Source organism: Streptomyces sp. NPDC029152 (genome assembly GCF_055564355.1).
Genome location: NZ_JBVHWR010000020.1, coordinates 1 through 25,448, shown reverse-complemented (window position 1 = coordinate 25,448; position 25,448 = coordinate 1). Strand labels below are relative to the sequence as shown.

Genomic DNA, 25,448 nt, shown 5'->3' with positions numbered 1-25,448 from the left:
CGCGACAACGGGAAGGCGCCGGAGAACGGGACCGCGGGAGATCGTCGCACCGGGACGAGGGCGTCGGGACGCCACGTGACCACCGACGGGCCGTTTCCGGTCGCCGGTGGGGAGGGGGGAAGGTCAGGCGGCGGCAACCGGCGAGCTGGTCGCTCGCGCGGTCGCGAAGATGTTCCGGCCGATGACGTTCATGCCGATGAGGATACGGCCCCCTGCCCCTTGCGGCACGGGATTTTCCCGCGGGGAACCGACGGAGCGTGCGGGTCAGTCGAACGGCGCGAGGGTCAGCCGAGCCCGCGCGGGATTGCCGTCGTGCACCAGCGACTCGTGGTTGCCCACGTCGTCGAAGGCGAAGGCGTACGCCTTTCCGTCGGTGGTCCGCTCGTGGATGATCCGCGCGTAGTGGTTGGTCACCGGGTCCTGGTAGAAGCCGGACGCCGAGGTGTCCGGCTGGTTCGGATTGGTCAGCAGCGTGGAGCGGTTGAACCCGGCGCACAGCGTCCGCGAGATGGGGCCGCGCACCGCGTCGTTGGGGGCGTCCAGGAGCCGGTGGCAGCCGAAGACGCTGGACGCGTCGGGCTTCTGGAAGCTCGTCACGACCGCTCCGGCGCCGTTCGTGAAGTTCATGACGCCACCGGAGACGCGTCCGAAGTACTTGGTGCCCGGCTGGTCGCCGAACGGGGTCACCGTCAGGGTGGCCGTCGTGTACTTCTGCCAGACGCGGTCGACGTAGTCGTTCAGGACGGAGGCGGGCAGCGCCCCGGTCTCGAGGCCGTACAGGGGCGACAGCGCCCGCAGGACGGTGCCGTCGGACCGCTTCTGGATCAGGCCCGACCAGCCGGGCTGCGCGCGCAGCGCGTCGAACACCCCGCGGTAGCCGCCCGGCTTGAGCTTGCCGGTGGTGAGCACGCCGCCGTCGGAGCGCTGCACGCCGACGGAGTACGGGGCCGAGAACATGTCGACCTGCGTGCTGTTGAGCCACAGACCCGAGTCGTTGAGTGTGTACTCGGACCAGTTGAACAGGATGTCGCGGTTCGGGTCGCTCGGGTTCTGCACGGCCGGCTGCACCAGGCCGCCCGTGGCCAGCCGGAAGTCGAGCTTGCGGCCGTAGGAGAAGTAGATGCGTCCCGACAGTCTGGGGATGCGGATGGTCTTGGTCTGTCCGGCGGCCGGTCCGGGGATGGACGCGTCCGGTGCGGGTGTCGGGGGGTTGCCGCCGGCGGGCCAGGCGTGGAAGGTCCCGGCGGCGTCCGCCCAGCCCTGCTGTCCCGAGGTCAGGGACGTGCCGAGGGTGTAGACGTAGACGGCGTCGCCGCGGCCGGAGTCGTTGGTGATCGTCAGGGGGATGGTCTCGGGGACCGCGGCGCTCGCGGGCGGTGCGGGGGCGGCCGTGAGCAGAGCGCCGGTGAGCCCGGCGATGCCGGCCACGGCGAGCAGTCCGCGTGTGAAGGACGACAGCACTCTCCACCTCCGTGCGGGTGTGGGGGGATGGTCCGTACCAGTGAGTGAGAGCGCTCTCAGCGTCCCGTCACGCCGCGTGCATGTCAACTCCTGTGGAGCGTGCTCGTGGCGGAACGGGCGGCGGATCCCGCCCGGAGGAGAGCCGGGGACGCCGCGTCGGAGCTGGAGCCCGGGCACGACGCCCGCGGGCCGGGGAGCGCGGGATGCCGAGAGCACCGGCGCGAACCCGACCGGAAGGATGCCGGCGACGGCAGTCTCCCCGTGGGCGCCCTTCCTCGGCGACCGGACCGGGCGCCGGCCCGCCGGTGCGCGGTCCCGCACGGCGACACATCATGCCGAGGCGCGGCTACCCGGAACGGCCGCCGCACAGACACCCCGGCCGGTCTCGCCCGACCGGCGCAGCGGCGGCGCGCCGCGCCTGAAGCGGTGGCACGGCGGGACGGAGGCGCCCCGGCGCGCGTCACGGCGGACCGTGCGGTCGCGCACGGCACGGAGGGTGCGCGACAGTCGCCCCATGTGGGGCCGGTGCGTCTCCACAGCCGTCAACAACGCCCGCGACAACGGCCCGCAGCCGGTCGGGGCGGTCACAGGTCCGCAGAGCGGCGTCACTCCGCCCGGTCGGGATCCCGGCCGATGAACGACGACCGCCTCGCGGAAGACCTGTTGAAGACCACTCACCCGGCGGCGAGGATGGCACCATGCGAACCGTCATGGTCATGGACGCCCCCTCCAACCTCGGCCTGCGCCCGCCGTCCCCCGGCACCGTCCCCGGCTGCTACAAGCTGGCCGGGGCGCTGCGGGACAACGGGATCGTACGCAGGCTCGGTGCCCTCGAAGGAGGCGTCGTGGTGCCGCCCCGCTACGACCGGGGCGACTGGCGGGAGGGCGATGGCGTCTTCAACGCACGCGCCATCGCCGCCTACACCCGCACCCTCGCCGACCGCATCGAGGCGCACGTGTCCGCCGGCCGCTTCACCCTGGTCCTCGGCGGTGACTGCTCCATCCAACTCGGCGCCGCGCTGGCCCTGCGCCGCCTCGGCCGGTACGGACTGGTGTCGATCGACGCCTCCCCCGACTTCCGTCACCCGGGCACCTCCGACCGGATCGGCGCCGCCGGCGGCGAGGAACTCGCCCTCGCGACCGGGCGCGGGCAGGAGGACCTGACCGATCTCGAAGGACTCCGGCCCTACCTCCGGGACGAGGACGTCCGGCTGTTCGGCATCCGGGACGCGTTCGTGGACGACGAGGACGTCACCGAACTGCGCCGGCTGGAGGTTCCCGTCGCCACCGTCTCCGACCTGCGCCGCACCGACCCCGCCGACCTGGGCGCCGCGGCCGCCGCCGGCCTCGGGGCGGCGGCCCTCGACGGCTTCTGGGTCCACCTGGACGCCGACGTGCTCGACCCGTCGGTGATGCCCGCGGTCGACAGCCCGGACCCCGACGGCCTGCTGCCCGGCGAACTCACCGCCCTGCTCCGCCCGTTGGTCAGGTCCCCGCACTGCGCGGGGCTGAACATCACCATCTACGACCCCGACCTCGACCCCGACGGCAGCGCGGGCACCCTCCTGACCGACCTGGTGGTGGCCGCCTTCACCACCGACTGAGCCGCACCCCGGGCACGGCGGCCGTCGGGTGACCGGTTTCCATCCCGGCGCGGGGCCACCACCGACGGCGTCGACGGGCCGCCGGACCACGGAGGCGGTGACGTGCGCCTTCTGGCCGGCGCTCGCCTCGTCGGCGGTCCGCTGTGCGGACACGCCGCGTCGCCCGTCGCGGTCGCACGAGGAGGAAGCCCCGTGCCATCGTCCCGTGACCCCGGTGCGCTCCCGTCGGCGGCGTGGGCGCGGCGCTCATGACGACCGGCTCCCGGCTCGCACATGATCCGTCGGGCGGGCAGCGGTGTGCCTCGGAGACGGGGCGGCCTCCGAGGCACGGTGCTCACGACGGTCGGATCGTGGGTGAGGCGGTCACGGTACGAGCTTCAGCAGCCGGTTGGGCGAACCCGAGCCGGGGCTGGTGACCTTGCCGGTCGCCGCCCCGTTCACGAGGGCCGTGGCGACCTGCGCGGGGGTGGCGGAGGCGTGGTTGGCCAGGTAGACCGCGGCGGCTCCGGCGACGTGCGGGGCCGCCATCGACGTGCCGGAGATCGTGTTGGTCGCGGTGTCGCCCGTGTGCCAGCCGGCCGTGATGGAGGACCCCGGGGCGAAGATGTCGAGCACGGAGCCGTAGTTGGAGTAGCCGGCCCGGGCATCGGTGCTGGTGGTGGCGCCCACGGTGAGGGCCTCGGTGACCCGGGCCGGGGAGTACGAGGAGGCGTTGGCGTTGCTGTTGCCGGCGGCGACCGCGTAGGTGACGCCGCTCGCGATGGAGGTGCGCACGGCCGCGTCCAGCGTGGCGGAGGCGCCGCCGCCGAGGGACAGGTTGGCGACGGAGGGACCGGAGTGGTTCCGGGTCACCCAGTCGATGCCGGCGATGACCCCGGCGGTCGTCCCGGATCCGTTGTCGTCCAGCACCCGCACGGCGACGATCTTCGCCTTCTTGGCCACGCCGTAGGTGGAGCCGGCGATGGTGGTGGCCACATGGGTGCCGTGGCCGTTGCCGTCCGCGGCGTCGGTGTCGCCGTCGACGGCGTCGTAACCGTAGGCGGCACGGCCGCTGATCTGCTGGTGCGTGATGCGTACGCCGGTGTCGATGACGTAGGCCGTCACACCGCTGCCGGCGCTGTCCGGGTAGGTGTAGGTGCGGGACAGCGGCAGGGAGGTCTGGTCGATGCGGTCGAGGCCCCACGGCGCGCCGGACTGCGTGGTGTCGGTGACGCCGACCCGCTGGTTCTGTTCGACGGCCGCCACCGCCGGGTCGGCGGCCAGGCGCTTGGCCTCCGTCGCGGAGAGCGTGGCGGTGTAGCCGTTCAGCGCGCTGCCGAAGGTCCTGTTCACGCTGCCGCCGTACTCCTCGACCAGGTTCTTGCCCGTGGTCGAGGAGGCCTTGAATCCGGCGTCCTTCCGCAGCGTCACGATGTAGCTGTCCCGGACCGCCGTGGGCGAACCGGCACCGATCACCTCGCCCTCGGCGGGAGCGGCCTGGGCGGGGACGGCGGTGAGACCGCCGGCCAAGGTGGTCGCCGCGACAGCGGCGATCGCGGCGAACCGTATTCTCTTGCTACGCGGTTGTGCCATTGCGAGGGATTCCTCCTCCTGGCGGCGCGCGCACGGGTGGGGCGCGCGTCTGTGGGGGCGGGCACGCGTGATCGCGCACCCCTGCCGGGCGGGGCGTGGCGTTCCGCTCCGGACTGCGATCAAGATTTGCCGAGGTCCGCCAAGAGCGGCAAGGGAGTTGACGAAGCGTCAATAAATTTGCCATGCGCACGACACAACAAGAGGCTGCGCGTGGAACCGGACGGTAGGCGTGAGAGGGCTACCCGCGGGTACACCGGTGTGTCATGAACCGTTGGGCAAGGAGAGGTTGAGCATGCTCTTCCTGGTTGTCGCCCTGCTCCTGCTGGGCGTCCTCGTCGGCGCGGCCGCGTACCTGCCCTGGCCCGTCGTCGTGGTACTCGGGGCCGGGATCCTCCTGTGGCTCCTCGTCTTCACGACCCGTGAACGCAAGCGCCGCCACACGAGGAGGGCCCGGACGTGCGACTGACCGCGGAGGGGTCCCGGCGCACAGGACTGAGGGACACCGAGGGCATGGCGGTGGCCTCCTTCGTCCTGGGGCTGGTGGGGCTCCTCGTCCTCAACATCGTCCTCGGCCCGATCGCCATCGCCCTGGCCGCCATCGCCCTGCGCCGCGGCACCCCACGCCGCTTCCGCGCCCGCCTCGGCCTGAGCCTCGGCATCGCCGACCTCGCCGTGCTCGCCGTCCCGGTGCTCGTGCACGACGGTTCCCCGTGGTCGGTCCTGAGCGGCTGAGGCGACGCGCCCGCGCCTCCCGGCCATCGGCGGCGACGCCCCGGCCCGGGCGGGACGCCGAGGAGGGCGCCGTCCACCGCACACTGCCGCCGGCCGTACCGCGCGGTGCTCTGCTCGACCTGCTCGCCACCGGCGACGAAAGCAGGGTGACCGCCGCTGTCCACCGGCAGCCGGCCCTTCCGCACGGCGCGGGGCACACCGGCGATCGAACCTTCCCGGCGGTGCCTCGCAGGGGGACACCGGCCCGTATCTTCAGCGGGCGGGGCGGGGCGGGACGAGGTGGAGCAGCGGCTCAGTCACCGGCGCGGACCTCGCGCCTCAGCGTCCCTGGCCGGACCGCCGGGGCCGGGAGCGTCGCACGGGCGCGGGCTCGCCGGCGCCGAGGGCGGCGGGCGAGGAGAAGCCGCCCGCGATGCTCGACGGCGCGGGGGCCGGCACCGGTGCGGTGGGGCGGTCGGGGGTGCGGCGTACTCGTTCGGCGCGGGCCAGGACGGTGGCGTTGGGGATCAGCGGGGCGCAGGTCTCGCAGACCTCTTCGACGCTCCAGACGCGGCGCATGACCGGGTCGTGGCGCAGGATGAGCAGGACGGCGCCGGCGCAGTGGGTCTTGGTGTCGGGGTGGGCGCCGCAGCGTTGGGCGCCGCAGTGACAGAAGGCGTGGGGGCGGACGGTGGCCGCCTTGGCGTGGGCGGCGGCGTGCCGGGCGGCGAACGCCCGCAGGCCGGCGAGGTCCTCGGAGCGGGGCGGCATCCGGCACGCTTCGGTGCTGCAGGTGACCGAGGCGGAGGTTCGGCCGTGGCCGACGATGCGGACGGTCCAGGACCGTCCGGGGACGCGCTCGGTGGAAGGTTCGGTGTGCACGGTCGTCACGGCCGCTTGCTCCAGGGTTGCTTGAGTCGATCAGTGCTGTGGGGCTCCACTATGTGCTACCCCCTATGGCGTCGCGCAGCAGGTATCGACCCGCGATTTCGCGGATTCCGCGCGGTGAGCCGGCTGCCGCGGGCGGCGCCCCGTCAGACGGCGGCCGCGTCGCGCGACGTCGTGGTGCATGCGGCTACGGTGGCGGCGCAGGTCCTCGTTGACCGGTCTTGGAGACGTGCATGCCCTCGTTGGATGAGTTGCAGGCTCCGCTGGGCGGGCCCGTCGGCCGGCAGACGGGCCGGGAGGACCGGAACGAAGTCGAGCAGTACGCCGGTTCGGCCTTGCCCGGCGATTTCAAGACCTTCCTCAGCGCTTACGGCAGTGGGGTCATCCGCGGCGAGCTCGCTGTCTTCCGTCCGCGGGGGTCGAGCCCGCTGCTGGAGCGTATGCGCGTGACGCACGAGACGTTCGCCGGGCGCCGGGACAGGGCCCGGCGCAGCGGGGATGCCGAGCATGCGCCGTATCCCTTTCACCCCGAGCCCGGCGGGCTGATCTCGTGGGGGTACGACCACAGCGGGGACGAGCACTTCTTCTGGCCCTGCGACCCGGACCCGGACCGGTGGAAGATCGTCACGATGCTCCATGAGGAGGGCTGCGTGACCTTCGACGGTCCGTTCTCGACGTTCGTCCTCGCGTTCGTGCGGCGGCTGCTCGACGTGGACCGGTGCCACGGCATCGCCCCCGACGCCCTGCAGTACCTGGAGCCGGAGGACCTCGAGGAACTGGTCGCCGCCGGAGAGATCGGCCCCGTCCAGCCGGGCTTCGAGCCGTCCTGACCGACGGAACCCAAGGGCCCAGCGAATCGGCGGGCGGCGACCGGGCCGGCTGCCGGCGCGGGGAGCCGGGTGGCGGGGCCGGGAAGAGGTGAGCCTCCGGACATCGCCGGATTCCCCCGCCCCCTTTCGTACGGGTCCGGTCGGGAGTCCTGTCGGTCTTGCGGGAGGGGCAGGGGCGACCTGGTTCGCCGTCTTTCCCCCTGTCGTGGTCGCCGTGTCGAGCCTGTGATCCACACGGCGGAGGCGTAGCCCGCGCAGCGGCGGAGAACCCTCGGTAGGGCAGGGGGCGGCACCGGCCCGTACGGCGCCCAGGAGAGCACCGGATCAGCGTTGCGTGTGTGGCGCGATGCCGCCCCCGGTGTTCACGCCAGTTCCGCCCGGACGCCTCATCTCATCCGACAGCAGATATCGTATTGCGGAAAGTTGATGCCGCTTTGCGGAAGAATTGGCTGAGGGGGCGGACGTGCGACGGTCGGTGCGGGCCCGATGGTGGTGGTCTCCGGCGCAGGTGCCGGGTTTCTGCGCGCAGGTGCTGCGCGGCCTGGGCCAAGTGGTGTTCCAGGCGAGCCCGTGGACGGGGGCCGTCTTCGCCGTGGCCCTGTTCACGGCCGACTGGCGGTACGCCGCGTACGCGGTGGGAGGCGCGGCCCTGGGTACCTGGACCGCCCGCGGGCTCGGCGTGCCACGCGACCGGCAGGAGGCGGGCCTCGAGGGCTTCAACTCCGCGTTGTTCGCCCTCTGTCTCGCCGTCCTCCTCGGCCGGGACCGGCCGGCCACGGCCCTGCTCGCCGCCGCGGGCTGCATCGTGGTCACCGTCGGCACGGCGGCGGTGGCCCGTCTGCTGCACGTTTGGAACCTGCCACCGCTGACCCTGCCGTACTGTCTCCTGGCGGTCGCGGTGACCGTCGCCGCGCCCGCCTTCCGGCGGATCTGGCCGCACGGCGACAGCCGCGCCGCACTGCCCGGCGCGGCCTCCGGGCCGACCGCCCTGCACCCCGACGACCTGGCACGGGCGTTCCTCCACAACGTCTCCCAGCTCTTCTTCCTGGAACGGTGGCACGTGGGGGCACTGCTGCTCGCGGGCATCTTCCTGGCCAGCCGGACGGCGGGGCTGATCGCCTGCGCCGGCAGCATGACGGGCATCGCGACCGCCTGGGCGCTGGGCGCGCCGGCCGAGCGGATCACCGACGGCACCATGGGCTACAACGCGGTACTGGTCGCACTCGCGCTGTGCGGAGTGTTCCTGCCGACGGCGCCGGCCACACTGCTGTACGCCCTGCTCGGCGCGGCGACCGCGACGGCTTTGACCCCGGCCGTCGCCGCACAGCTCGCCCCGTCCGGCGGGCACGCCTTCACCTGGCCCTTCGTGCTGACGACGCTCGGTTTCCTGGCCGCCGCCCGCTCCTTCCCGCACCTGACCGGCCTCGACCCCGCCCAGGACCCCGGTCCGGCCGTGGGTCCCCGTCGTCGTACCGGCCGTCGTCCGTTCCGGGGATCGTCCGCTCAGGACGGACGTCGATCGATCGGACACGGGAGCGGGACGGGAGCGGGACGGAGCCGGGCGGGCGCACGGTGAGTACGATCACGCTCCCCGTACCCGTGGTGGGCACGGACGCCGGCCGGTCGCGCGTCACCGAGGGGACGACTACACCTGCCAGTTCCCGCCTCGGGCGGCATACCCCAAGACGTCCTCCGCGACGCCCCCTGCCCCTCCAACCGCCTGTTCCGGACCGACCGGAGAACGCTCCAGCACACCTCGGTCCGGCTACCGGCAGTTCGCGGCCCGTGGCCGCGCACGGACCTCAAGAACCTCACACACCACGCGTCTCCGTCGAACCGTCGGCAGGTGAGGGTGCGGCCCGTGCCCCGTGTCAGCGCGGACGGGGCGGCAGCGGCCCTCGTGCCGTACCTGGTGATCAAGGTGTCGCGGGTGGCGGTTCGTCACCGGGGCTGCTGCCGGTCGGGCGAGGGTTCAGCCTGGGCGGGAGGCTGGTGCTCGACACCGTCACGATCGGCATGGCCGCGGCCGGGGCCGCGCTGGGGCCGGCGCTCGTGCGACCGTGGGGGGATGCGGATCCCCGGCTGTGCGCGCGGGCACGAGCAGCCTCCTCACGCGGACCGGCGAGGATGTCGGAGCGCGTCAGGCATGAGCAACCGACCGAGGGTTGACCCGAGCCCGGTCGCCCTGTCCGACGCTCGGTGTCGCGCGAAGTCCGGTCGAGTGTGAGGATTCCGGCCGCCCCGTCGCGAGGGGCAGCGCTCACAGGTGCGGGCACCCCGCACGTTCCCACGCCTTGCGGGCGGCAAGGTAGCCCGCGATCCTGAACGCCATCTCGTGAGAGCCGAACGCATCGGCGCGGGCACGCCGCAGCACCACCCGGGTGGCGATCACGACTCCGTGTTCGGGCAGGCTCAGCTGCTCCTCGATCCCCACGGCGGCAGCCGCGAAGAAGCGTGGCAGGGCTTCGGCGGGTTCGTAGTCCACCACCAGCTCTTGCGCCACCTCGAAGGCGAAGCCCTCGGCCGCGAGCTCGAAATCCACCTCTATCTCCGCGAAATGCGGCGCACAGTTCTCCTTCCGATGCAGTACCCGCACGCCACGGATCGGATGCGGCGGGAACCGGGGCGGTGCTGACGTCATGCCGGAACGCTACCCCTGCCCGGTACCTCGCTCCGCTCCCGCCGTCGGCCTCGCTCACAGGAGACATGCCTCTGTGACACCTGACGTGCTTCGTGCGACGGAGCGTTGCGATGGACCGGTCGAGCGTGGAGGGGCGCGGAGGAGCCGCGTGGTCGCCGAGGCCGGTCCCAGTCGCCTCGGAGTACCGCTTGGCCCAGTCGGCGACGGCCTGCCGGAACGGGCAGCCGGGCCAGGGGACTTGCCCTGCCCGGCCCGTGCGCCGAAACCCGACCGGCCCGGCTCCGGCGGACCGTCCGGCCGGAGGAACCGGCGTCCCTTCACCCGCTACGACACGGGCGGAACAGCCGGGCGGCTCGAGACCATCACCGGACGTGAGCAGGTCGGACGACGACGGCCAAGGACGAGCTAGGCCTTCGACTCACCGACCGCCCGCCGCAACAGGCCCATGAGCTGCTCCCGCTCCTCGGGAGAGAACGGCGCGAGCATCTGCTCGCTCACCGCGACGACCGCGGGGGCGAGGCGGACGGCGAGTTCGCGGCCCTCCTCGGTGATGCGGACCAGCTTGCGCCGGCGGTCGCCCTCGTCCCGGGCGATGTCCAGCAGCCCCCGTCGGCGCAGCCGTTCGAGCAGTGGGGCCGCGGTCGACTTGTCGAGATGGGCCAGTGCGCCGAGGGTGCCCTGATCCATGTCCCCGTGGGCGTCCAGCAGGCTCAGCACGGTGAACTGCGGCCCGGTGAGGTCCTGGTGCACCCGCTCGTACCAGAGGCGACTGTGCACCTGGTTCAACTGGCGAGCCAGCGGGCCGAGCCCGCCGAGTGCGTCCATGGGAGTGCGGTGGGTCGCGTTCTCCTGGCTCATCGCTCGACTCCATCCCGGTTGCTTAGGACGTACACGTACTATACCGTGAAAAAGGTAGGACGTGTACGTACTAACTGTGCGTCGCGATCGCATGACAGAGGAGGCCGGCGGAGTGAGACTCGTCGTCGCCATGACCGGAGCGACCGGCGCGCCCATCGGCGTGCGCCTGCTCGAAGCACTGAGGGAACTCGGCGTCGAGACGCATCTCGTCGTCAGCCGCTGGGCGCGGGCGACGCTGGCCCAGGAGACCTCGTACTCGCTGCGCGACGTCCGGACGCTGGCGTCGGTGTGCCACAGCCCGGACGATCAGGGGGCGTCGATCTCCAGCGGATCGTTCCGGGTCGACGGCATGGTCGTGGTGCCGTGCAGCATGAAGACGCTGGCCTCCATCCGCACGGGGTACGGCGAAGGGCTCATCGGCCGCTCCGCCGACGTGATGCTCAAGGAGCGGCGCCGGCTGGTCCTGGTGGCCCGTGAGACCCCGCTGTCCGCCGTGCACCTGGAGAACATGCTCGAGCTGACACGTATGGGCGCCGTCGTCATGCCGCCCGTCCCCGCGTTCTACAACCAGCCCTCGACCATCGCCGACGTGGTCGAGCACATCGTCGCGCGCATCCTCGACCAGTTCGACCTGGACCTGCCCACCGCCCGGCGCTGGCAGGGCATGGGGGCGAACCCGCGCCCGGCCGGAGCCCATCCCTCGTCCACAGGAAAGGCCTTCTCGTGACACAACACGGCAGCTCCCTCAACTTCCGCGACTTCGTCGCGGAGCTGCTCACCACCGGCGACGCGGTCGACATCCGCCTGCCGGTCAGCTCCACGCTGGAGGCCGCAGCCATCACCCGGCGCGTCTACGACACCAGGAGCCCGGCCCCGCTGTTCGGCAACCCGGCCGAAGGCGACCTCGGCTGCCGGATCCTCGGGGCCCCCGCCGGACTGAGCAGCGTCCCGGGCGAGACCTACGGACGGCTCGCCGCCCACTTCGGACTCCCGCGCGACACCACACCGCGCGACCTCCTGGAGAAGCTCATCGCCGCCATGGGCACCCGACCCGTCCCCCCGCGGGTCGTGCCGACCGGCCCCTGCAAGGAGAACGTCCTCACCGGCGACGACGTCGACCTGCGGCGCTTCCCCGTGCCTCTTCTGCACGAGCAGGACGGGGGCCGGTACCTCGGGACCTACGGCTTCCACGTGGTGCGGACACCGGACGGGGGGTGGACGAGCTGGTCGGTCAGCCGCACGATGCTGCACGGGCGGAACACCCTGGTCGGCCCGGCCATGCCGCAGCAGCACCTCGGCATGATCCACCGGATGTGGTCCGAACGGGGGGAGCGCACCCCCTGGGCCATGGTGCTCGGCGCCCCGCCGGCCGCCCTGGCCGCGGCCGGCATGCCACTGCCCGCGGAGGTCGACGAGGGCGGCTACGTCGGCGCCCTGACCGGCAGCCCGGTCGACGTGGTCCGCGCGGAGACCAACGACCTGTACGTCCCCGCGAACTCCGAGATCGTGCTCGAGGGGTACATCAGCCCCGACGAAACGGCCCTCGAGGGACCGATGGGCGAATACCACGGGTACGCCTTCGCCGAGAGCAAGCCGCAGCCCGTCTTCCACGTCGAGGCCGTGACGTTCCGCGACCGGCCCATTCTGCCCATCTGTGTGGCCGGTCTGCCCCCGGAGGAGAACCACACCATCTGGGGCACCATGATCTCGGCCACCAGCCTCGAACTCCTGCGTTCCAGCGGCCTGCCCGTCTCGCTGGCCTGGTGCTCCTACGAGGCCGCCACCTGCTGGATCGTCGTGTCCGTCGACATCCGCCGGCTGGCGGACATGCGCTTGACGGAACGGCAGCTGGCCGACGCCGTGGCCGAGGTGCTCTTCGGCTCGCACACCGGGTGGCTGGTCCCCAAGGTCATCCTGGTGGCCGACGACATCGACATCACCGACATCGACCAGGTGGTGTGGGCCCTGGCCACCCGGAACCACCCCGGCACGGGCCACTACCTCTATCCGCAGGCGCCCGGAATCCCGATGGTTCCGTACCTCACAGAAGACGAGGTGCGTGCCGGCCGCGGCGGGAAATCCGTCGTCAGCTGTCTGCTGCCCGAACAGTTCCACGGCGTGACCAGAGGCGTCACCGCCTCGTTCGGCAACTCCTACCCCGAGAGCGTGCGCCGGCGAGTCACCGAGAACTGGACTGACTACGGGTTCGCGGCAACGCGCCTGTAGCCGAGTCGAGTGACGGCCTCTCGACGGCGCAGCGGAAGAAGACCCCTACCGGAGCCGTGCGACCGGCCTCGTTCGGCGACGGCGACCACCGCTTCACGGGCCGGACGGCGTCCTGCTTGTTCCTGCCGGAGACGAGCGTGTCCCGGCCCTTGCGCCCGGACGCCGTCGCCGAGGTGGTACACGCCGCCGTCCGCGGACGCGTGAGGAAGCCGCACCACCTGTGGACGACGTGATCGACGGGGACGACGTTCACCAGAGCTGTGCCCGAGGTGAGGACTCACGGGGCCGAGGGTGCGTGCCGGCCCTTCGACGCCGACCGCGACGGTCTCGCGCTCTCCGAAGGGGCGGCGATCCTCGTGCTGGAGGATCCCGAACACACCCGGCGGCGCGGCGCCACGGTCCGCGCGGTGCTGCGCGGGCACGCCTCCAGCAGCGACGCGCACCACCCCGTCCTGCCCCGTCCCGGCGGCACCGGCGCCGCACAGGCCATGCCGCAGGCCATCGCGGCCGCGGGCTGCACGCCCCACCGGACCGACCACGTCGACGCCCACGGCACCGCCACCGCGGCCGGTGACGCCGCCGAGGCGCCGGCTCTGCGGACGGTCTTCGGTACGGACCCGCCACCGGTCACGGCTCCGAAGAGCGTCCTCGGCCACAGCCTCGGGGCCTCGGGAGCCGTCGAGGCCGCTCTGACCGTACTGGCCCTGGAACGCCAGGAGATCCCCCCGACCGCCGACCTCCGGCGCCAGGACGCGGGACGCGAGCTGGACATCGTCACCGGCGGGCCCCGCCGGGCGCGCCTGGACGTCGCCATGACGAACTCCTCCGGTTTCGGCGGGCAGAACGCGGTCCTGGTCTTCGGCCGGGCCTGAGCGTGCGGCTGCCTGTGGTCGCAGCATCGCCGCCCGCCTCGTGGACAGGTCGCATGAGCCAGGCTGCGACCAGGTCTTCCTCCCCGGTGAGGTCGTGCCGGCCTTGGGGATCCACGCGTGCGACTGCGGCCGACGTCACGCATGCGGCACCGACGTCAAGGACAACCGGTTCCCGCCCCCGCGCGACGACCGCTCAGGCAGCGGCTGGAAAACCGAAGCCGCCTCCCACCCCCCTTCCCGACGGAAGCCGGCCGACGGCGGAAGCCACCGGGTCACCGTCTGGGTCAGTCGTACTGGCGGCGAGTGCACGGTCCGGTCAGGGTGAAGTAGTCATCCCCGTCTCACCGGCCCGTGCCGCCCTCTCCCCTAAGGAGCACTTTCGTGTCCGGACGCAACAACACTCTGATCCGCAGCCTGCACGACGTGGGCCTGGCAGCCTGGTTCGGCGGCTCCCTGATGGGGGCGATCGGCCTCAACGGGGCGGCCGAACACGAAGGCTCCACGGTTGCCGCCAGGTCCCGGATCGCTTCGGTCGGCTGGGCGAAGTGGGTACCGGTCAACGCCGCCGCCATCGGTGCGCACCTGTTCGGCGGCGGCGGTCTGCTCGCCGTGAACGCCCACCGGGTCAAAACCCAGCAGGGTGTGGGTGCCTCCACCACGGCCAAGACGGTCGTCACGGCTGCCGCTCTGGCCGCCACCGCCTATGCCCGCATTCTCGGCAAGAAGGTCGAGCTGGCCTCCTCCTACAGCCTCGAGGACAACGAGAAGGCGGCCGAGCACCCCATCGACCTGGAAAAGGCTCAGCGTCAGCTCTCCTACGCGCAGTGGGCGGTGCCGGCGCTCACCGGATGCCTCGTCGTCCTCAACGCCCTCCACGGCGAACAGCAGCGCCCCATGGCCCAGCTCCACGGCATGTGGGGGCACGCCCGCTCCTCGACGCCGCTCATCCCCTGACGGGTCTGTTCTCCGCGCAGCCGTGCCGGGTGGCAGCCGCGGCGGTTTCCCGGCCGGCCGTACCGGGTGTGCCACGGTGGCGGCATCACCTCCGAGCGCTCCCGGGGCGGAGTGGCCGGGCCCGCCCCCGGGTGAGGTGGTCACGTCCCGCCCGGGGGCCGCGTTCCGCATCCTCGCCGGAGGGCCCGGTCACTTCACTTCGCGCGCCCCGGAGTCAGGCGGCGCCGAAGTCGTGGGCGGGCCTGTCACGCCGCTCCACCCGCTGCGGACCGTCCAGGACGGTGGCGGGGTCGGCGATGCCGGCGGCCGGCTCCCCCACGGGCGCCGAACGCGGGGAGCGGTCCCGCGGCCCGGCCTCGCCGTACGTGTCGTACCGCGGTTCTTCCACTCGGGCGGGCAGGCGTGGGAGACGCCGGCCTCGGCCGGCCGCCACAGGGGGATCGGAAGGCTGCGGCAGCGCTCCGCGAGCCTTCGGCGTCCCTCGCCGTCCAAGGGGGGCGTCCGCGTGCGTCACCGGAGCACCCCGGCGCTTCGGCCGGCCGCGATCGCAGTGCGGAGGGAGAACGCGATGAGCAGCGCGACGGCGGTCAGGAGCCCGCTCGTCCACAGCGGTCCGAGGTTCCCGGGCGCGGTGCCGAGGCTGGTCGCGGCGATGAGGGGGCCGGCGGCGGCGCCGGCGTTGAGTGCCGCGGTCGCGTACGAGCCGGCCATGGTGGGGGCTCCCGCGGCCTCGTAGAGGACCCGCGTGATCAGCGTGCTGCCCAGCGCGAACGACAGCGCGCCCTGCACGAACACGAGGACGAACAGGGCGATCGGCCGGTGGGCCAGCAAGGCCAGGGCCGGCCAGCCGATGAGCAGCAGCGGACCACCGACTGCGACGACCGGACCAGGACGCCGGTCGGACAGCCGGCCGGCGACCGTGACACCGACGAAGGAACCGGCGCCGAAGAGCACCAGCACGACGGAGATCCACAACTCGTCCAGCCCGGCGGTGCCGGTCACCACGGGGGCGAGGAAGGTGAAGCTCGCGAACGTCGCCGCGTTCACCAGCGCGCCGAGCAGCATCACCAGGATCAGCCGCGGCCTGGTGAGCTGGGCGAGTTCCGCCCGCAAGGCCGGACCGCCGGTCGCCCCTCCCCTCACGCGTTCCGCGGGGATCCCCTTCAGGATGCCGATGGCTGCGGGCAGACAGAGAGCGGCGACAGCCCAGAAGGCGGCCCGCCAGCCGAGCAGCGTGCCGAGTGCCGACCCGCCGGGGACGCCGGCGATCGTGGCCGTCGTCGTGCCTGACAGCAGCACGGCCAGCGCACGTCCCTTCTTGTCGGGCGGGACCAGGGCGGCGGCAGCCGACAGGGCGACGGCGAGGAACCCGGCGTTCGCGAGCGCGGCGACCACCCGGGTGGCGAACAGGACCGGGAAACTGGTGGTGAGGGCGCCCATGACGTGAGCTGCCGCGAAAGCGAGGACGAATCCCAGAAGGCTGGAACGCCTGGGCCAGTCGCGGGCGAGCGCGGCCCCCAGGGGGGCGCCGGCGATCATGCCGATCGCGAAGGCCGAGGTGAGCACGCCCGCTGTCCCGACGGTGACGTCGAGCTCCGAGGCGATGTCCGGCAACAAGCCGGCGAGCATGAATTCCGAGGTGCCCATGGCGAACACCGCCAGGGCAAGCAGGTACAGCGGAAGAGGCATCGAGTGGCTCCGGGGTGAGGAGAAGCACGAGGAGGTCATCTCGTCACCGCGGCCAGCCCCGAGGCCACACTCGCCCGGCCGCGGAACGCGGCGCGAGGACAGGGCTACGGGCTCAGGGGTTCAGGGGCTGACGGCGTGACCGAAAGCCCCCACCTTGTCCGACTCAGGACTCGACATGGCCCGCACGCTACCCGACCGGTGCCCGTCGGGTCACCTCGGTTTCACCGCCATGGGCCTGCGTCGCCGACGTCATGACCCGCGACACGAGGCCACGCCCCCGCGCCACGGGCGATCACGGCAGGGGCGGTCGGGAAGCGGCGTGGACCGCCGTGTCGATGCCGCGGGACGCGACGACCCGTGCGCTCCCGTCCGCGAGGCGGTAGCACAGGCCCACCACCTCGGCCTGCCCGGCGGCGACCTTCTCGGCGAGCGCCCGGGACAGGTCCAGCAGCAGGTCCACGGTGTTCCGGATGTGCTCGGCGAGGGTCTCTCGCGACCCGGTCCTTCCGGCGGCCCGCGCCGCCGGCACACCGGGGGTCACCCGCTCGACGACGTCCCGCACGTATCCGGCCGGTGCCACGCCCTTCTCCAGAGCGGCGCGCGCCGCGCCGTCCGCGCCGCACGAGTCGCGTGGCCGAGGACCACGATCAGCGGGCAGCCCAGGACGTCCACGCCGTACCCGATGCTGCCCGGTACGTGAACGCGGCCATCGGGTCCGGGAACGCCACCGGCAGGGGACACCCGAACGCACCGTCGGCTCCCGAAGGACGACTGCGCTTGTGTCCCGGGAAGCGGTCCGTGTCGGGAGCGTCGTCCGTGCGTGGCCCTGGCACCCTTCGCTTTTCGCGTCCGGCTCGGTGAGCCCCGTACGGCTCCGCCCCCTACGGCCTTCCCTCGGTCAGGAACGGGCCGTCGCACCGAACGGATGCGGAACATGCCGTCCGGGGGTTTTCCCCACACCGCACGGGCCTGCTGACCGGGCCCCGGACAGGCCCGCTGACCGGATGGATCAGTTCCTCTTGATCGCGGAGGCTGGACGCGTCACACCTGCTCGTCCGATCGGAGAACCAGTGTTCAGCTTGAAGTCCTTGCGCCGCACGGTGGCGCGCACCGCCGCGGTGGTCCTGGCAGGAGTGGCATGCGCCGCCATGACGGCCGGCAGTGCCGAAGCCATCGTCAACGGGGAGGATTCCACGCAGCGTTACCCGTCCATGGTGTCGATCCCTGTGACGGGTGTGGACGACCCCGCTTTCAAGGGTGTCTGCGGGGGATCGCTGATCGACTCGCAGTGGGTTCTCACAGCCGCCCACTGCGTGGACCCGACACTTGTCACCCTGGACGGCACCGTCCGGATCGGCAGTGAGTGGAAGAAGTCCGGGGGCACGGTCCGGTCCGTCACGAGGACGGTGTCCCACCCGGGCTACAGGAACGGCGAGGGCATCGGCCCCAACCGCGACGACGTCGCTCTGATCCGCCTGAACCGCCCGGTCGCCGAGAAGCCCATCCGCATCGCCGACAAGCCGGGGCGGCCCGGCACCCCGACCCGGATCCTGGGCTTCGGCACCGTCGAGGACGCACCCGACCCCACCGGATGGGTCTTCCCCGACCGGCTCCAGGAACTCGACACGCGCAGGGGCGCGGTCTCCGAGTGCGCGCCGGGCTACGCGGACAGCACCCGTCTGTGCACGATCAGCCAGGTGCCCAGGGCCATGGCGTGCAACGGCGACTCGGGCGGTCCCCAGCTCCAGCGGGACCGGAAGGGGCGCTGGGAACTCATCGGCGTCACCTCGGGCCCCGGCGCCCCGGGCGTGCGCTGCAGCGAGGGCCCGGGGCTCTACACCAGCGCGCCCGCCTACACGGGCTGGATCCACGGGGTGGTGGGCCGCAACGGCTGATTCGGGACGGCCCCGCTCCCGAACCGCGCGTGACTCGCCCGTCATGCTCCCTGACCGGTTCCCGGCCGGCACCCGGCCCCCGGTGCACGGCCAGGGTCCCGGGCGGCGCCGCCCGGCGGAAAGGGGCGATCGGGTGATGCGGGCGGGCCGCGGACCTTGGTGCAGGGATCACAGGATCCGACGCGTGCTGCCACCCTGCCCCTGCCCACGCGGACGGCGGGTACGCGTGAAGCGCTCCGGGGCGGCCATGAGCGGGTCTCCGACCTGCTCAGACGCGACTTCACCGCATCCCGCTCGATGGGTGACGGGGCCGGCTCCACCCATGTCGCGTCCTGGGCCGGCACCGCCTGCGCCGCCTTCGTCGTGGACGTGTTCTCCCGGGCGATCACCGGTTGATCGGCCGCCCCCGGCAAGCGGGCCGAGATCGTCCTCGCCGCCCTCGTGGAATCCCGGACCGGTCTGTCCGGAACGGAGCTGATCAAGCGCCGCAGGCCTCGGCACAGCCTCGGCTGTGCGCCCTCGCCCTCGCAGAGCAACTCCCGTTTGGTACGGGGCCGGAGAGGTGCGAGAAGGTGGTTCCCGCCCCTCCGGCTCGAGAATGCTCAGTCGAGGCAGAACTCGTTGCCCTCGATGTCCTGCATGGGGATGCACGCATCGTTGCCGTCATACAGCGTTCGCACGTGTACCGCGCCGAGCGGGACCAGCCGTGCGCACTCGGCCTCGAGAGCGGCGAGGCGCTCTTCGCCCACGAGCCCGGTGGCGACCCGCACATCGAGATGCAGTCGGTTCTTGGCGGCCTTCCCTTCGGGGACGCGCTGGAAGTACAGTCGCGGGCCCACGCCCGTGGGGTCGACGCAGGCGAACCATGAGTCCCGCTGTTCCGGGGGCTGCGACTGCTTGAAGTCGTCCCACGTGGCAAACCCCTCCGGTGGTGGCGGTACGACATACCCCAACACCTCGCACCAGAAACGAGCGAGACGCTCAGGTTCCGCGCAGTCAAAGGTGACTTGGAGCTTCCTGATCTCTGGCACCGGCGCACCGTACCAGGTGGGCCCCTGCCGCTCCACCCGTTTTGAGCAGCCCTCACGAGCTCGTGCACGGTGAGCGGTGAGACGTGGCGGACGTCGGTGTGGCCCGGGTTCACGTCCGCCGCGCCGGGTCCGGGTCCGGGCCCACAGTCTGCCGATGGGACAGCGGGTCGGCGATCGCTCGGACGGTGTCGCTCGTGTGCTCGCGACGGGGCGGCGGGCCGGTGCGTCGTTTCCACCGTCCTGACGCCGTGCGATGCTCGAAACGCCGTCCGAGACCTGCGCCGACCGGCATCTCGAACACGGCCTGGTACGAGGAGCATGCCGACTCGTCGCTAGCCTGCATCACCATGACGCGCCCTTGGATCCTACCGATGCTGCTTGTGCTCAGCGGCTCAGCCCTCGCGACTGCGCAGTTCTCCAAGGGGAACCCCGGCACGGCCGCGGTTCTCCTGTCGGCGTTCCTGGCGCTCGCCGCCGTGAACTCCCCGCTGGTCTTCCCGAGGTCGATCGGTGCGCAGGAGGCACAACGCCGCAGCGCGGTCGACGGCCGACCGGTCGTCTTCTGGCGGCCGGGCTGCAAGTACTGCATACGGCTGCGCATGCGGCTGGGCCGCGACGCCCGGCAGTTGTACTGGGTCGACATCTGGCGCGACCCGGCAGGGGCCGCGGCGGTGAGAGCGGCCAACGACGGCAACGAGACCGTGCCGACCGTCGTCGTGGCGGGCCGGCCGCACACCAACCCCGATCCCGGATGGGTGCGCCGCCAGCTGTCTTCTTCCGCCTGAGCAGGAACCACGCCCTACGGAAAGCCGGCCGGCGCGGGCTTCGGCGGGCCGGGCGTCGACCCCGGCGGTGTCGCCGTCGACGCGATCGGTCTCACGGGCTGCGGGAGCGCGGCCCTCACGGTGGGGGAAGGGTTCCGGCAACCGGACGGCCTGCTCGAACGCCGTGGTGCCGGGCCGCCGTGCTGCACAGGTGGTCCTCTCGTGCCCTTGCTGTCGGTTCCGCGGGGTGCGCCAGGGCACCACGCGCGGCAGGAGGGCGGGGGCGGTGGACCGCGCCGAGCGCGGTCGCAAGGACGACCAGGAGGCGCTCCAGGCACCCGGCATGGTGCAGGACGGCCGCGAGGGCGCCCCTCAGGAGCACGGTGGTGGGGGTGGTGAACGGGCGCCGCCCTGACACCGGAGCCTTGCGGGGCGGTGGGGAGAAGAGGGTTACTTCTGCCGGTGGTTCTGCATGGTCCACCCCTACGTGCCCGTGTTCCACTCTCCCGTGGCGGGGGGAACGCCGGTTCTCCCCCTCCCCTTCACAGGACCACGCCACTCGGCAAAGGAGCATGTACATGCAGAGATTGAGGAGTGCCTTCGCGGCAGTCGCGGCCTTGGCGGCCTTCACTGGGGCGGGGGCCGTGGCGGCGTCGGCCTGAGGAAGCCTTTCGGTCTTCGCCGTCACGGCCCCCGGCAAGGACGGCAACCACGGGTTCCGGCTCCGTGGTTCCGGCGGATCGTGGACCGTTTGGCAGGTGAGCTGCACCGTCCGTGACGGCCTCGGGCGCCCGTGACCGCCGTGGGCGAGTGACACCGGCCGCGTCCCTGCTCGTACCGCTGTCCGGGACCGGTGAAGGGCCCGGGCCGGGCGGACGGACCGGGCGGCCGGGGCTCTTCGCGAAGGCCGGACCAGGGAGAACCAGGCATCGGGCCGTGGAATCGACCGTGATGCGCGGCGCCGACGCGCTCCCGCGAGGAAGCGCCTCGCCCCCTCTCCCCTATCTCCCATGTAAACCCCCCACCCCCCGCACAGGCCACCGGTACATCGGCCGGTGGCCCAAGTAACAGGAGTCCGTTTCCGTGACGTCCCATCGACGACCCAAGCAGCCGAGCCGCACGCGCGTGAGCGTGCTGACCACGGCAGCCGCCGCTGCCGTCGCCCTGAGTGCGAACGCCGCCGACGCCACACCCGGTCAGAAACTCGGCAAGGACGAGGTCAAGGCGAAGGTCGACAAACTCTACGTGCAGGCGGAACAGGCCACGGAGAAGTACAACGCGGCCGACGAGAAGCAGCGAAAGCTGCAGAAGGAGGTCTCCGACGTCCAGGACAGCATCGCCCGCGGCCAGCAGGAACTGAACGCACTGCGTGACGGGCTGGGTTCACTGGCCGCCGCCCAGTACCGCTCCGGAGGCATCGACCCCTCGGTGCAGCTTCTCCTCTCCTCGGACCCGGACGATTTCCTCACCAAGGCATCCACACTCGACCAGTTGAGCAGCCAGCAGGTCGACGCCCTGCGGAAGATCCAGGGCAAACAGCGGGAACTCGCCCAGGAACGCGCCGGGGCCACCGAGAAGCTCACGGACCTCGCCACCACCCGCACCGAGCTGGGCAACAGGAAGAAGGAGGTCCAGGGCAAGCTCGCCGAGGCGCAGAAGCTGCTCAACACCTTGACCGCGAAGGAGAAGGCGGCCCTCGCCGCCGAGCAGCAGCGTGCCGACCGCTCCTCCGCCGAGCGGGTGAGCATGGGCCATCACGCCCCCGCGTCCGGCCGGGCCGGTGCCGCGTTCTCCGCCGCCCAGAGCCAGATCGGCAAGCCCTACATCCGTGGCGGCACCGGCCCCTCCTCGTACGACTGCTCGGGCCTGACCTCCTGGGCCTACGCCCAGGCCGACGTCTCCATACCGCGCACCTCCGAGGCCCAGGCGGGCATCGGGACCCGCCTCACACGGAGCCAACTCCAGGTCGGTGACCTGGTCTTCTTCTTCAACGACCTGCATCACGTGGGCCTGTACGCGGGCAACGGCCAGATCCTGCACGCCCCTCGCACCGGCACGGTCGTACGGTACGAGTCGATGGACACCATCGGCGGACCGTTCATGTTCGGTGTCCGCGTCTGACCTGACGGTTCCGCCTCGGGGCCGCGGTGCACGGTGACACCCGGGCGTGAGCCGGGCGGCCCGGGCACAAGCGGCCCCGGGGCAGCAGCCCGGTCGGGGAGAAGAAGCCGACCGCCCTCCCCGAGGACCAGGGCGGCGCCGTGGCAGCGTCGACGGCCGCCCGCCGGGTTTCGACCAGGAGGTCCACCGGCGCCGCAGTACCGTCGAGCGGCGCTTCGGGCGGACAGTCATCTGCCGGTTCCGGTCGTCGCGCGCAGTACGGCGCGGGCGGCCGCGCGCAGGGCCGCGACGCCGGTGTCGTCGCCGTGCCCGGCGAGCCAGGCGAGCACGGCGGTGCAGGGCGAAAGCCCCCTCACGTCCGTGTAGACGAGCCCGGGGCGGGGGTAGAACTCGCGGGCCGCCGCCGGCAGGAAGGCGATGCCCTGCCCGTTCGCGACCGCGAGCAACAGGGACTCCACGTCGGTGACGACCGGTCCGTAGCGCACCCGGGTGCCGTCGGGTCGCGGGTTGCCGGTCCAGTGGTTCCACCAGCCGCGCACCGTGTCACCCGGGAGGTCCACGAAGGGCCGGTCGGCGAGGTCCGCCATGGTGAGCGGTTCCCGGCGCCGGGCGAGCGGGTCTCCCGCGGGCAAGCACACCACCCGTGGCTCGCTGGCAAGTCGCAGGGTGCGGATGACCGCGGGCAGCGGCTGCCGCAGGAAGGCGGCGTCCACCTCGCCGGTGACCAGGGCCTGGATGTGGTTCACCAGGTCCAGAGAACGCATCTCGATCTCGCTCTCCGGGTGCCGCCGACGGAACTCGGCGAGAATCCGCCGGGCGTACGGCATCGCGGCCTCGGCGCCGATGAAGCCGACCCGCAGCCGCCCGCACATCCGGCGCGACTGGCTCCGTATCACCTCGCCCAGCCGGTCCGCCGCCTCCACGACGGCGCGGGCCTCGGGCAGCAGCGCCTGTCCCGCCGCCGTGAGCTCCACCCGGCGGGTGGACCGCCGGACCAGACGGACGCGCATTCGACGCTCGAGGGCGACGATCTGCCGGCTGAGCGCGGGCTGGCTGATGAACATCCGCTTCGCCGCCCGCCCGAAGTGAAGGTCCTGGGCCAGTGCCAGGAAGAGCCGCAGTTGGTGCACGCTCGGGTCGGCCGCCACGAGGGGACCGTCCCCGGCGAACGGCTCACCCGCCCTCGCCCCGCTCTCGCCGGGCCCCCCGTAACCGCCTGTCACCGTTTCTCCCGCAGTCCCCGGTCAGCGTGCCCTCCACAGTGCCTTGCCGCCGGCCTCCCCCGCAGTCCCCCACAAGCGTGTTCTCCACTCCTCATAGCCATGCGGGTATCGATGTGCGGCGCGACCGCATGAGTTATCCCTTCAACCGCGGTGCCCCTGCCGGGCACGATGTGTGACGTCTTCCGGACGGCCGCCATGGGAAGTGGCCGCCGGAGCGCCCGGGAAGGGGAAACGAGCATGTCAGCACGTAAGGTTCTGGCCATGGCGGCAGCCGCGGCGGCTCTGATCGTGGGACCGGCGCTGTCCGGCTCCGCGTCGGCCGAGCCGGCGGCCGTACAGTCGGCGTACGCCGGGCAGGCCCGGGCAGCCGGTCTCACCGGCGCCCAGGCCGCTGAGCTCCAGCAGCAGGTGGACAGCTACCTGGCGACGCACCCGGACGCCCGCCAGGTGTCGGCGAACCGGCTCACGACCGAGGGCGGGGCCGTGACCATCCCCGCCCCCGGCGAGAGCCAGGTCCGTGACCTCGCCTCGCCGGAGGCCGCGGTGGCCTGTGGCGAGGGCCACCTGTGCATCGTGGACGGCCGCGGCCGTTACTACGACTACTACCGGTGCGGCCAGTACAGCTTCGACGGCATCGGCGACGGCACCTTCAACAACAACCAGACGACCGGCACCGTCGCCCGCTTCTACAACTCCGACGGCAGCCTGCGCTGGTCGAACCGCGCCAAGGACACCGGCACCGCGTCCTGGACCCCGGTCTTCTACATCCGGCCCTGCTGATCTCCTCGCGTAGGGGCGGGCAGCGGGCGAGAACGTCGCACCCGAGCACCACCACGGCGATGCGTGCGGGTAGCGGAGCAGGGGGCGGAGGCGCCCTGTGGCCGAGTTGCCCGACGCGGCCGAAGCGGCCGGTCCTCGCTGCCCGCCCCGGGCGAGGAAGTGCGGATCCCGACTACGGCCCCCTGCCCCGGGGCGAACCACCAGGTCGGCGTCCGCGTGTCCTCGTCAGGGCCGCCCAGACAGCGGCCGACCGGCCGGCCCCGGAGGATGCCGACCGGCTCGTCGGCATCCTCCGGGGCCGGCCGGCAGTGCATCCACGTGCCACGGTGCCCGCAGTCGATCGGCCCGGCTCCGCGCAGGAGTTCGAGGTGGCGGGAGACCGTCGGCCGGGCAGGCCGAAGGCGGGGTGGGGTCGCACACGCAGACCTCACCGCCCGTCCGAGAAGCGATCATCAACAGCAGGCGCAGCCGGACCGGGGCGCCCAGGGCCTTGACGATCTTCGCCCGCTGTCCGCCCGGTCCGCGTCGAGCGATGCCGACCGAAGGCGGCACCGTCTGTCGCGGGCCGCAGCCGGCCGAGGCCGGCGACAGCTTCGGCGCCGCCCTCCACCTCCAGGCGACCGCGACGCGTCGCCCCCCACCGAGGCGACGACCGCCTCCCTAGGCGGCGACAGCCCCACCGTCGTCGCCGGACCGCGCGAGGGCGGACGCGTGAGGGGTGGACTCCGCCGGCGACGCCTGCCGGTACACCGGCGACCTGTCCGGCCGACCCCACCCCCTCCAGCGGCAGCCCCCCGCCCTTCCGGCAGGTCCCCGCCCCCAGGCGCCAGCGGCCACATCGAAACCTGGACCGCGACGAAGCGGCGCCGGGCAACCTCACCGACGACGATCGGCGGCACCCGGAGGCCGACGGCCGATGCCGTCAGTGGTCCTGGGGCGTGTGGTCATCGCGATCGGTGTCGTTCGGGCGTAGCTGTACGCAGCATTCGCCGGGTTCGGGGGCCAGGACGGCCTGGATGCCGTTCACCTCCAGGCCGGTGAGGCAGCCGCTGAGGAAGGCTTGGTTCATGCCGCACACCAGGTCGGGGGCTTTGGCGGCCAGCGGATGGAACGGGCAGTTGCGCAGCCGCAGCCGGGCGGGGGCTTCCCTGACGGGTTCGTAGCCGTGCTCCTCCAGCAGCCCCTCGCACACGGTCAGCCCGCGCTCGGGGCCCAGGCGGCCGGGGCGGGTCTCCTCCCGCGCGGCTTCGCCCAGCCGGCGGCCGCGCGCCGTGGCGGTCCGCACGGCCGCCTGCGCGGCGTTCTCGTCGGCCTCCTCGGTCAGGACG

Annotated in this window: 24 protein-coding genes and 1 pseudogene; 14 read left to right on the top strand and 11 right to left on the bottom strand. The window is 72.6% G+C overall.

Annotated features, from left to right (window positions below; all coding sequences use genetic code 11):
- Positions 1–264 precede the first annotated feature (264 nt).
- Positions 265–1,461: a glycoside hydrolase family 64 protein gene (locus ACZ4V6_RS30580; protein WP_467833710.1), complete on the bottom strand. Its 1,197-nt coding sequence runs from the start codon at positions 1,459–1,461 to the stop codon at positions 265–267.
- Positions 1,462–2,159: 698 nt separating this feature from the next.
- Between ACZ4V6_RS30580 and ACZ4V6_RS30575 the strand changes: the two genes are divergently transcribed.
- Positions 2,160–3,065: an arginase family protein gene (locus ACZ4V6_RS30575; protein WP_467833708.1), complete on the top strand. Its 906-nt coding sequence runs from the start codon at positions 2,160–2,162 to the stop codon at positions 3,063–3,065.
- 363 nt (positions 3,066–3,428) lie between these two features.
- Here the strand turns inward: ACZ4V6_RS30575 and ACZ4V6_RS30570 are convergent, their stop codons facing one another.
- Entirely contained in the window at positions 3,429–4,637 is a 1,209-nt protein-coding gene (locus ACZ4V6_RS30570; protein WP_467833706.1) for a S8 family peptidase, read from the bottom strand.
- A gap of 292 nt (positions 4,638–4,929) precedes the next feature.
- Between ACZ4V6_RS30570 and ACZ4V6_RS30565 the strand changes: the two genes are divergently transcribed.
- Positions 4,930–5,103 carry a hypothetical protein gene (locus ACZ4V6_RS30565; protein WP_467833705.1) on the top strand — a complete coding sequence of 58 codons (174 nt, stop codon included), beginning with the start codon at positions 4,930–4,932 and terminating at the stop codon, positions 5,101–5,103.
- On the top strand, positions 5,094–5,369 hold the full coding sequence (locus tag ACZ4V6_RS30560; protein WP_467833703.1) for a DUF4190 domain-containing protein: 276 nt from the start codon (positions 5,094–5,096) through the stop codon (positions 5,367–5,369). The genes ACZ4V6_RS30565 and ACZ4V6_RS30560 overlap by 10 nt, the downstream gene beginning before the upstream one ends.
- Before the next feature lie 318 nt (positions 5,370–5,687).
- Here ACZ4V6_RS30560 and ACZ4V6_RS30555 read toward each other — a convergent pair whose 3' ends face one another.
- On the bottom strand, positions 5,688–6,239 hold the full coding sequence (locus ACZ4V6_RS30555; protein ID WP_467833701.1) for a hypothetical protein: 552 nt from the start codon (positions 6,237–6,239) through the stop codon (positions 5,688–5,690).
- Between the two features lie 443 nt (positions 6,240–6,682).
- Between ACZ4V6_RS30555 and ACZ4V6_RS30550 the strand changes: the two genes are divergently transcribed.
- Together ACZ4V6_RS30550 and ACZ4V6_RS30545 are read left to right on the top strand one after the other, a co-directional pair.
- A complete protein-coding gene (locus ACZ4V6_RS30550) occupies positions 6,683–7,066 on the top strand; it encodes a hypothetical protein (RefSeq protein ID WP_467833700.1) in 384 nt (127 codons plus the stop codon).
- A 463-nt stretch (positions 7,067–7,529) separates the two neighbouring features.
- The gene (locus tag ACZ4V6_RS30545; RefSeq protein WP_467833699.1) at positions 7,530–8,642 is read left to right on the top strand and encodes an urea transporter; all 1,113 of its coding nucleotides are present in this window, start codon (positions 7,530–7,532) and stop codon (positions 8,640–8,642) included.
- 684 nt (positions 8,643–9,326) lie between these two features.
- Here the strand turns inward: ACZ4V6_RS30545 and ACZ4V6_RS30540 are convergent.
- A complete protein-coding gene (locus ACZ4V6_RS30540; protein WP_467833697.1) occupies positions 9,327–9,707 on the bottom strand; it encodes a hypothetical protein in 381 nt (126 codons plus the stop codon).
- A gap of 405 nt (positions 9,708–10,112) precedes the next feature.
- On the bottom strand, positions 10,113–10,565 hold the full coding sequence (locus ACZ4V6_RS30535) for a MarR family winged helix-turn-helix transcriptional regulator (protein WP_467833695.1): 453 nt from the start codon (positions 10,563–10,565) through the stop codon (positions 10,113–10,115).
- A gap of 112 nt (positions 10,566–10,677) precedes the next feature.
- On the opposite strand from ACZ4V6_RS30535, the gene ACZ4V6_RS30530 reads away from it, so the two are divergent.
- The 4 genes from ACZ4V6_RS30530 to ACZ4V6_RS30515 all read left to right on the top strand — a co-directional run bounded on the left by ACZ4V6_RS30530 (position 10,678) and on the right by ACZ4V6_RS30515 (position 14,617).
- The gene (locus ACZ4V6_RS30530) at positions 10,678–11,292 is read left to right on the top strand and encodes a non-oxidative hydroxyarylic acid decarboxylases subunit B (protein WP_467833694.1); all 615 of its coding nucleotides are present in this window, start codon (positions 10,678–10,680) and stop codon (positions 11,290–11,292) included.
- Positions 11,289–12,791, top strand: coding sequence for a UbiD family decarboxylase (locus ACZ4V6_RS30525; RefSeq protein WP_467833693.1), 1,503 nt, complete (start codon positions 11,289–11,291; stop codon positions 12,789–12,791). Before ACZ4V6_RS30530 ends, ACZ4V6_RS30525 begins: the two co-directional genes overlap by 4 nt.
- Positions 12,792–13,060: 269 nt before the next feature.
- The gene (locus tag ACZ4V6_RS30520; RefSeq protein ID WP_467833692.1) at positions 13,061–13,663 is read left to right on the top strand and encodes a beta-ketoacyl-[acyl-carrier-protein] synthase family protein; all 603 of its coding nucleotides are present in this window, start codon (positions 13,061–13,063) and stop codon (positions 13,661–13,663) included.
- 381 nt (positions 13,664–14,044) lie between these two features.
- On the top strand, positions 14,045–14,617 hold the full coding sequence (locus ACZ4V6_RS30515) for a hypothetical protein (protein ID WP_467833690.1): 573 nt from the start codon (positions 14,045–14,047) through the stop codon (positions 14,615–14,617).
- A gap of 214 nt (positions 14,618–14,831) precedes the next feature.
- On the opposite strand, the gene ACZ4V6_RS30510 is transcribed toward ACZ4V6_RS30515, so the two are convergent.
- From ACZ4V6_RS30510 to ACZ4V6_RS30500, 3 genes and pseudogenes are all read right to left on the bottom strand, one after another.
- A complete protein-coding gene (locus ACZ4V6_RS30510; protein ID WP_467833689.1) occupies positions 14,832–15,005 on the bottom strand; it encodes a hypothetical protein in 174 nt (57 codons plus the stop codon).
- Between the two features lie 122 nt (positions 15,006–15,127).
- Entirely contained in the window at positions 15,128–16,306 is a 1,179-nt protein-coding gene (locus ACZ4V6_RS30505) for a Cmx/CmrA family chloramphenicol efflux MFS transporter (RefSeq protein WP_467833687.1), read from the bottom strand.
- A gap of 292 nt (positions 16,307–16,598) precedes the next feature.
- Positions 16,599–17,047, bottom strand: a pseudogene (locus ACZ4V6_RS30500) (carbonic anhydrase); the annotation flags it as partial.
- Between the two features lie 263 nt (positions 17,048–17,310).
- Here ACZ4V6_RS30500 and ACZ4V6_RS30495 point away from each other — a divergent pair.
- Positions 17,311–18,201 (top strand): S1 family peptidase, encoded by an 891-nt coding sequence (locus ACZ4V6_RS30495; protein ID WP_467833686.1) that lies wholly within the window; start codon positions 17,311–17,313, stop codon positions 18,199–18,201.
- A 602-nt stretch (positions 18,202–18,803) separates the two neighbouring features.
- On the opposite strand, the gene ACZ4V6_RS30490 is transcribed toward ACZ4V6_RS30495, so the two are convergent.
- Positions 18,804–19,232, bottom strand: a complete 429-nt coding sequence (locus ACZ4V6_RS30490; protein ID WP_467833684.1) for a VOC family protein — start codon at positions 19,230–19,232, stop codon at positions 18,804–18,806.
- A 347-nt stretch (positions 19,233–19,579) separates the two neighbouring features.
- Between ACZ4V6_RS30490 and ACZ4V6_RS30485 the strand changes: the two genes are divergently transcribed.
- The 3 genes from ACZ4V6_RS30485 to ACZ4V6_RS30475 all read left to right on the top strand — a co-directional run bounded on the left by ACZ4V6_RS30485 (position 19,580) and on the right by ACZ4V6_RS30475 (position 22,117).
- On the top strand, positions 19,580–20,017 hold the full coding sequence (locus ACZ4V6_RS30485) for a glutaredoxin domain-containing protein (protein ID WP_467833682.1): 438 nt from the start codon (positions 19,580–19,582) through the stop codon (positions 20,015–20,017).
- 265 nt (positions 20,018–20,282) lie between these two features.
- Entirely contained in the window at positions 20,283–20,411 is a 129-nt protein-coding gene (locus ACZ4V6_RS30480) for a hypothetical protein (protein ID WP_467833680.1), read from the top strand.
- Positions 20,412–21,079: 668 nt separating this feature from the next.
- Positions 21,080–22,117, top strand: a complete 1,038-nt coding sequence (locus tag ACZ4V6_RS30475) for a C40 family peptidase (protein WP_467833678.1) — start codon at positions 21,080–21,082, stop codon at positions 22,115–22,117.
- Between the two features lie 227 nt (positions 22,118–22,344).
- Here the strand turns inward: ACZ4V6_RS30475 and ACZ4V6_RS30470 are convergent, their stop codons facing one another.
- A complete protein-coding gene (locus ACZ4V6_RS30470) occupies positions 22,345–23,265 on the bottom strand; it encodes a LysR family transcriptional regulator (protein WP_467833677.1) in 921 nt (306 codons plus the stop codon).
- Between the two features lie 312 nt (positions 23,266–23,577).
- Here ACZ4V6_RS30470 and ACZ4V6_RS30465 point away from each other — a divergent pair, with 312 nt between their 5' ends.
- Entirely contained in the window at positions 23,578–24,120 is a 543-nt protein-coding gene (locus tag ACZ4V6_RS30465; RefSeq protein ID WP_467833676.1) for a hypothetical protein, read from the top strand.
- Positions 24,121–25,042: 922 nt separating this feature from the next.
- Here the strand turns inward: ACZ4V6_RS30465 and ACZ4V6_RS30460 are convergent.
- A partial coding sequence (locus ACZ4V6_RS30460) for a helix-turn-helix domain-containing protein (RefSeq protein WP_467833674.1) occupies positions 25,043–25,448 on the bottom strand: 406 nt, incomplete at its 5' end.

What these genes read in the sequence shown, in the direction of transcription:
- ACZ4V6_RS30465 (WP_467833676.1), top strand. Translation starts at nt 23,578, where the DNA reads ATGTCAGCACGTAAGGTTCTGGCCATGGCGGCAGCCGCGGCGGCTCTG.
- ACZ4V6_RS30505 (WP_467833687.1), bottom strand. Translation starts at nt 16,306, where the DNA reads ATGCCTCTTCCGCTGTACCTGCTTGCCCTGGCGGTGTTCGCCATGGGC.
- ACZ4V6_RS30485 (WP_467833682.1), top strand. Translation starts at nt 19,580, where the DNA reads ATGACGCGCCCTTGGATCCTACCGATGCTGCTTGTGCTCAGCGGCTCA.
- ACZ4V6_RS30575 (WP_467833708.1), top strand. Translation starts at nt 2,160, where the DNA reads ATGCGAACCGTCATGGTCATGGACGCCCCCTCCAACCTCGGCCTGCGC.
- ACZ4V6_RS30570 (WP_467833706.1), bottom strand. Translation starts at nt 4,637, where the DNA reads ATGGCACAACCGCGTAGCAAGAGAATACGGTTCGCCGCGATCGCCGCT.
- ACZ4V6_RS30565 (WP_467833705.1), top strand. Translation starts at nt 4,930, where the DNA reads ATGCTCTTCCTGGTTGTCGCCCTGCTCCTGCTGGGCGTCCTCGTCGGC.
- ACZ4V6_RS30535 (WP_467833695.1), bottom strand. Translation starts at nt 10,565, where the DNA reads ATGAGCCAGGAGAACGCGACCCACCGCACTCCCATGGACGCACTCGGC.
- ACZ4V6_RS30495 (WP_467833686.1), top strand. Translation starts at nt 17,311, where the DNA reads ATGGATCAGTTCCTCTTGATCGCGGAGGCTGGACGCGTCACACCTGCT.
- ACZ4V6_RS30540 (WP_467833697.1), bottom strand. Translation starts at nt 9,707, where the DNA reads ATGACGTCAGCACCGCCCCGGTTCCCGCCGCATCCGATCCGTGGCGTG.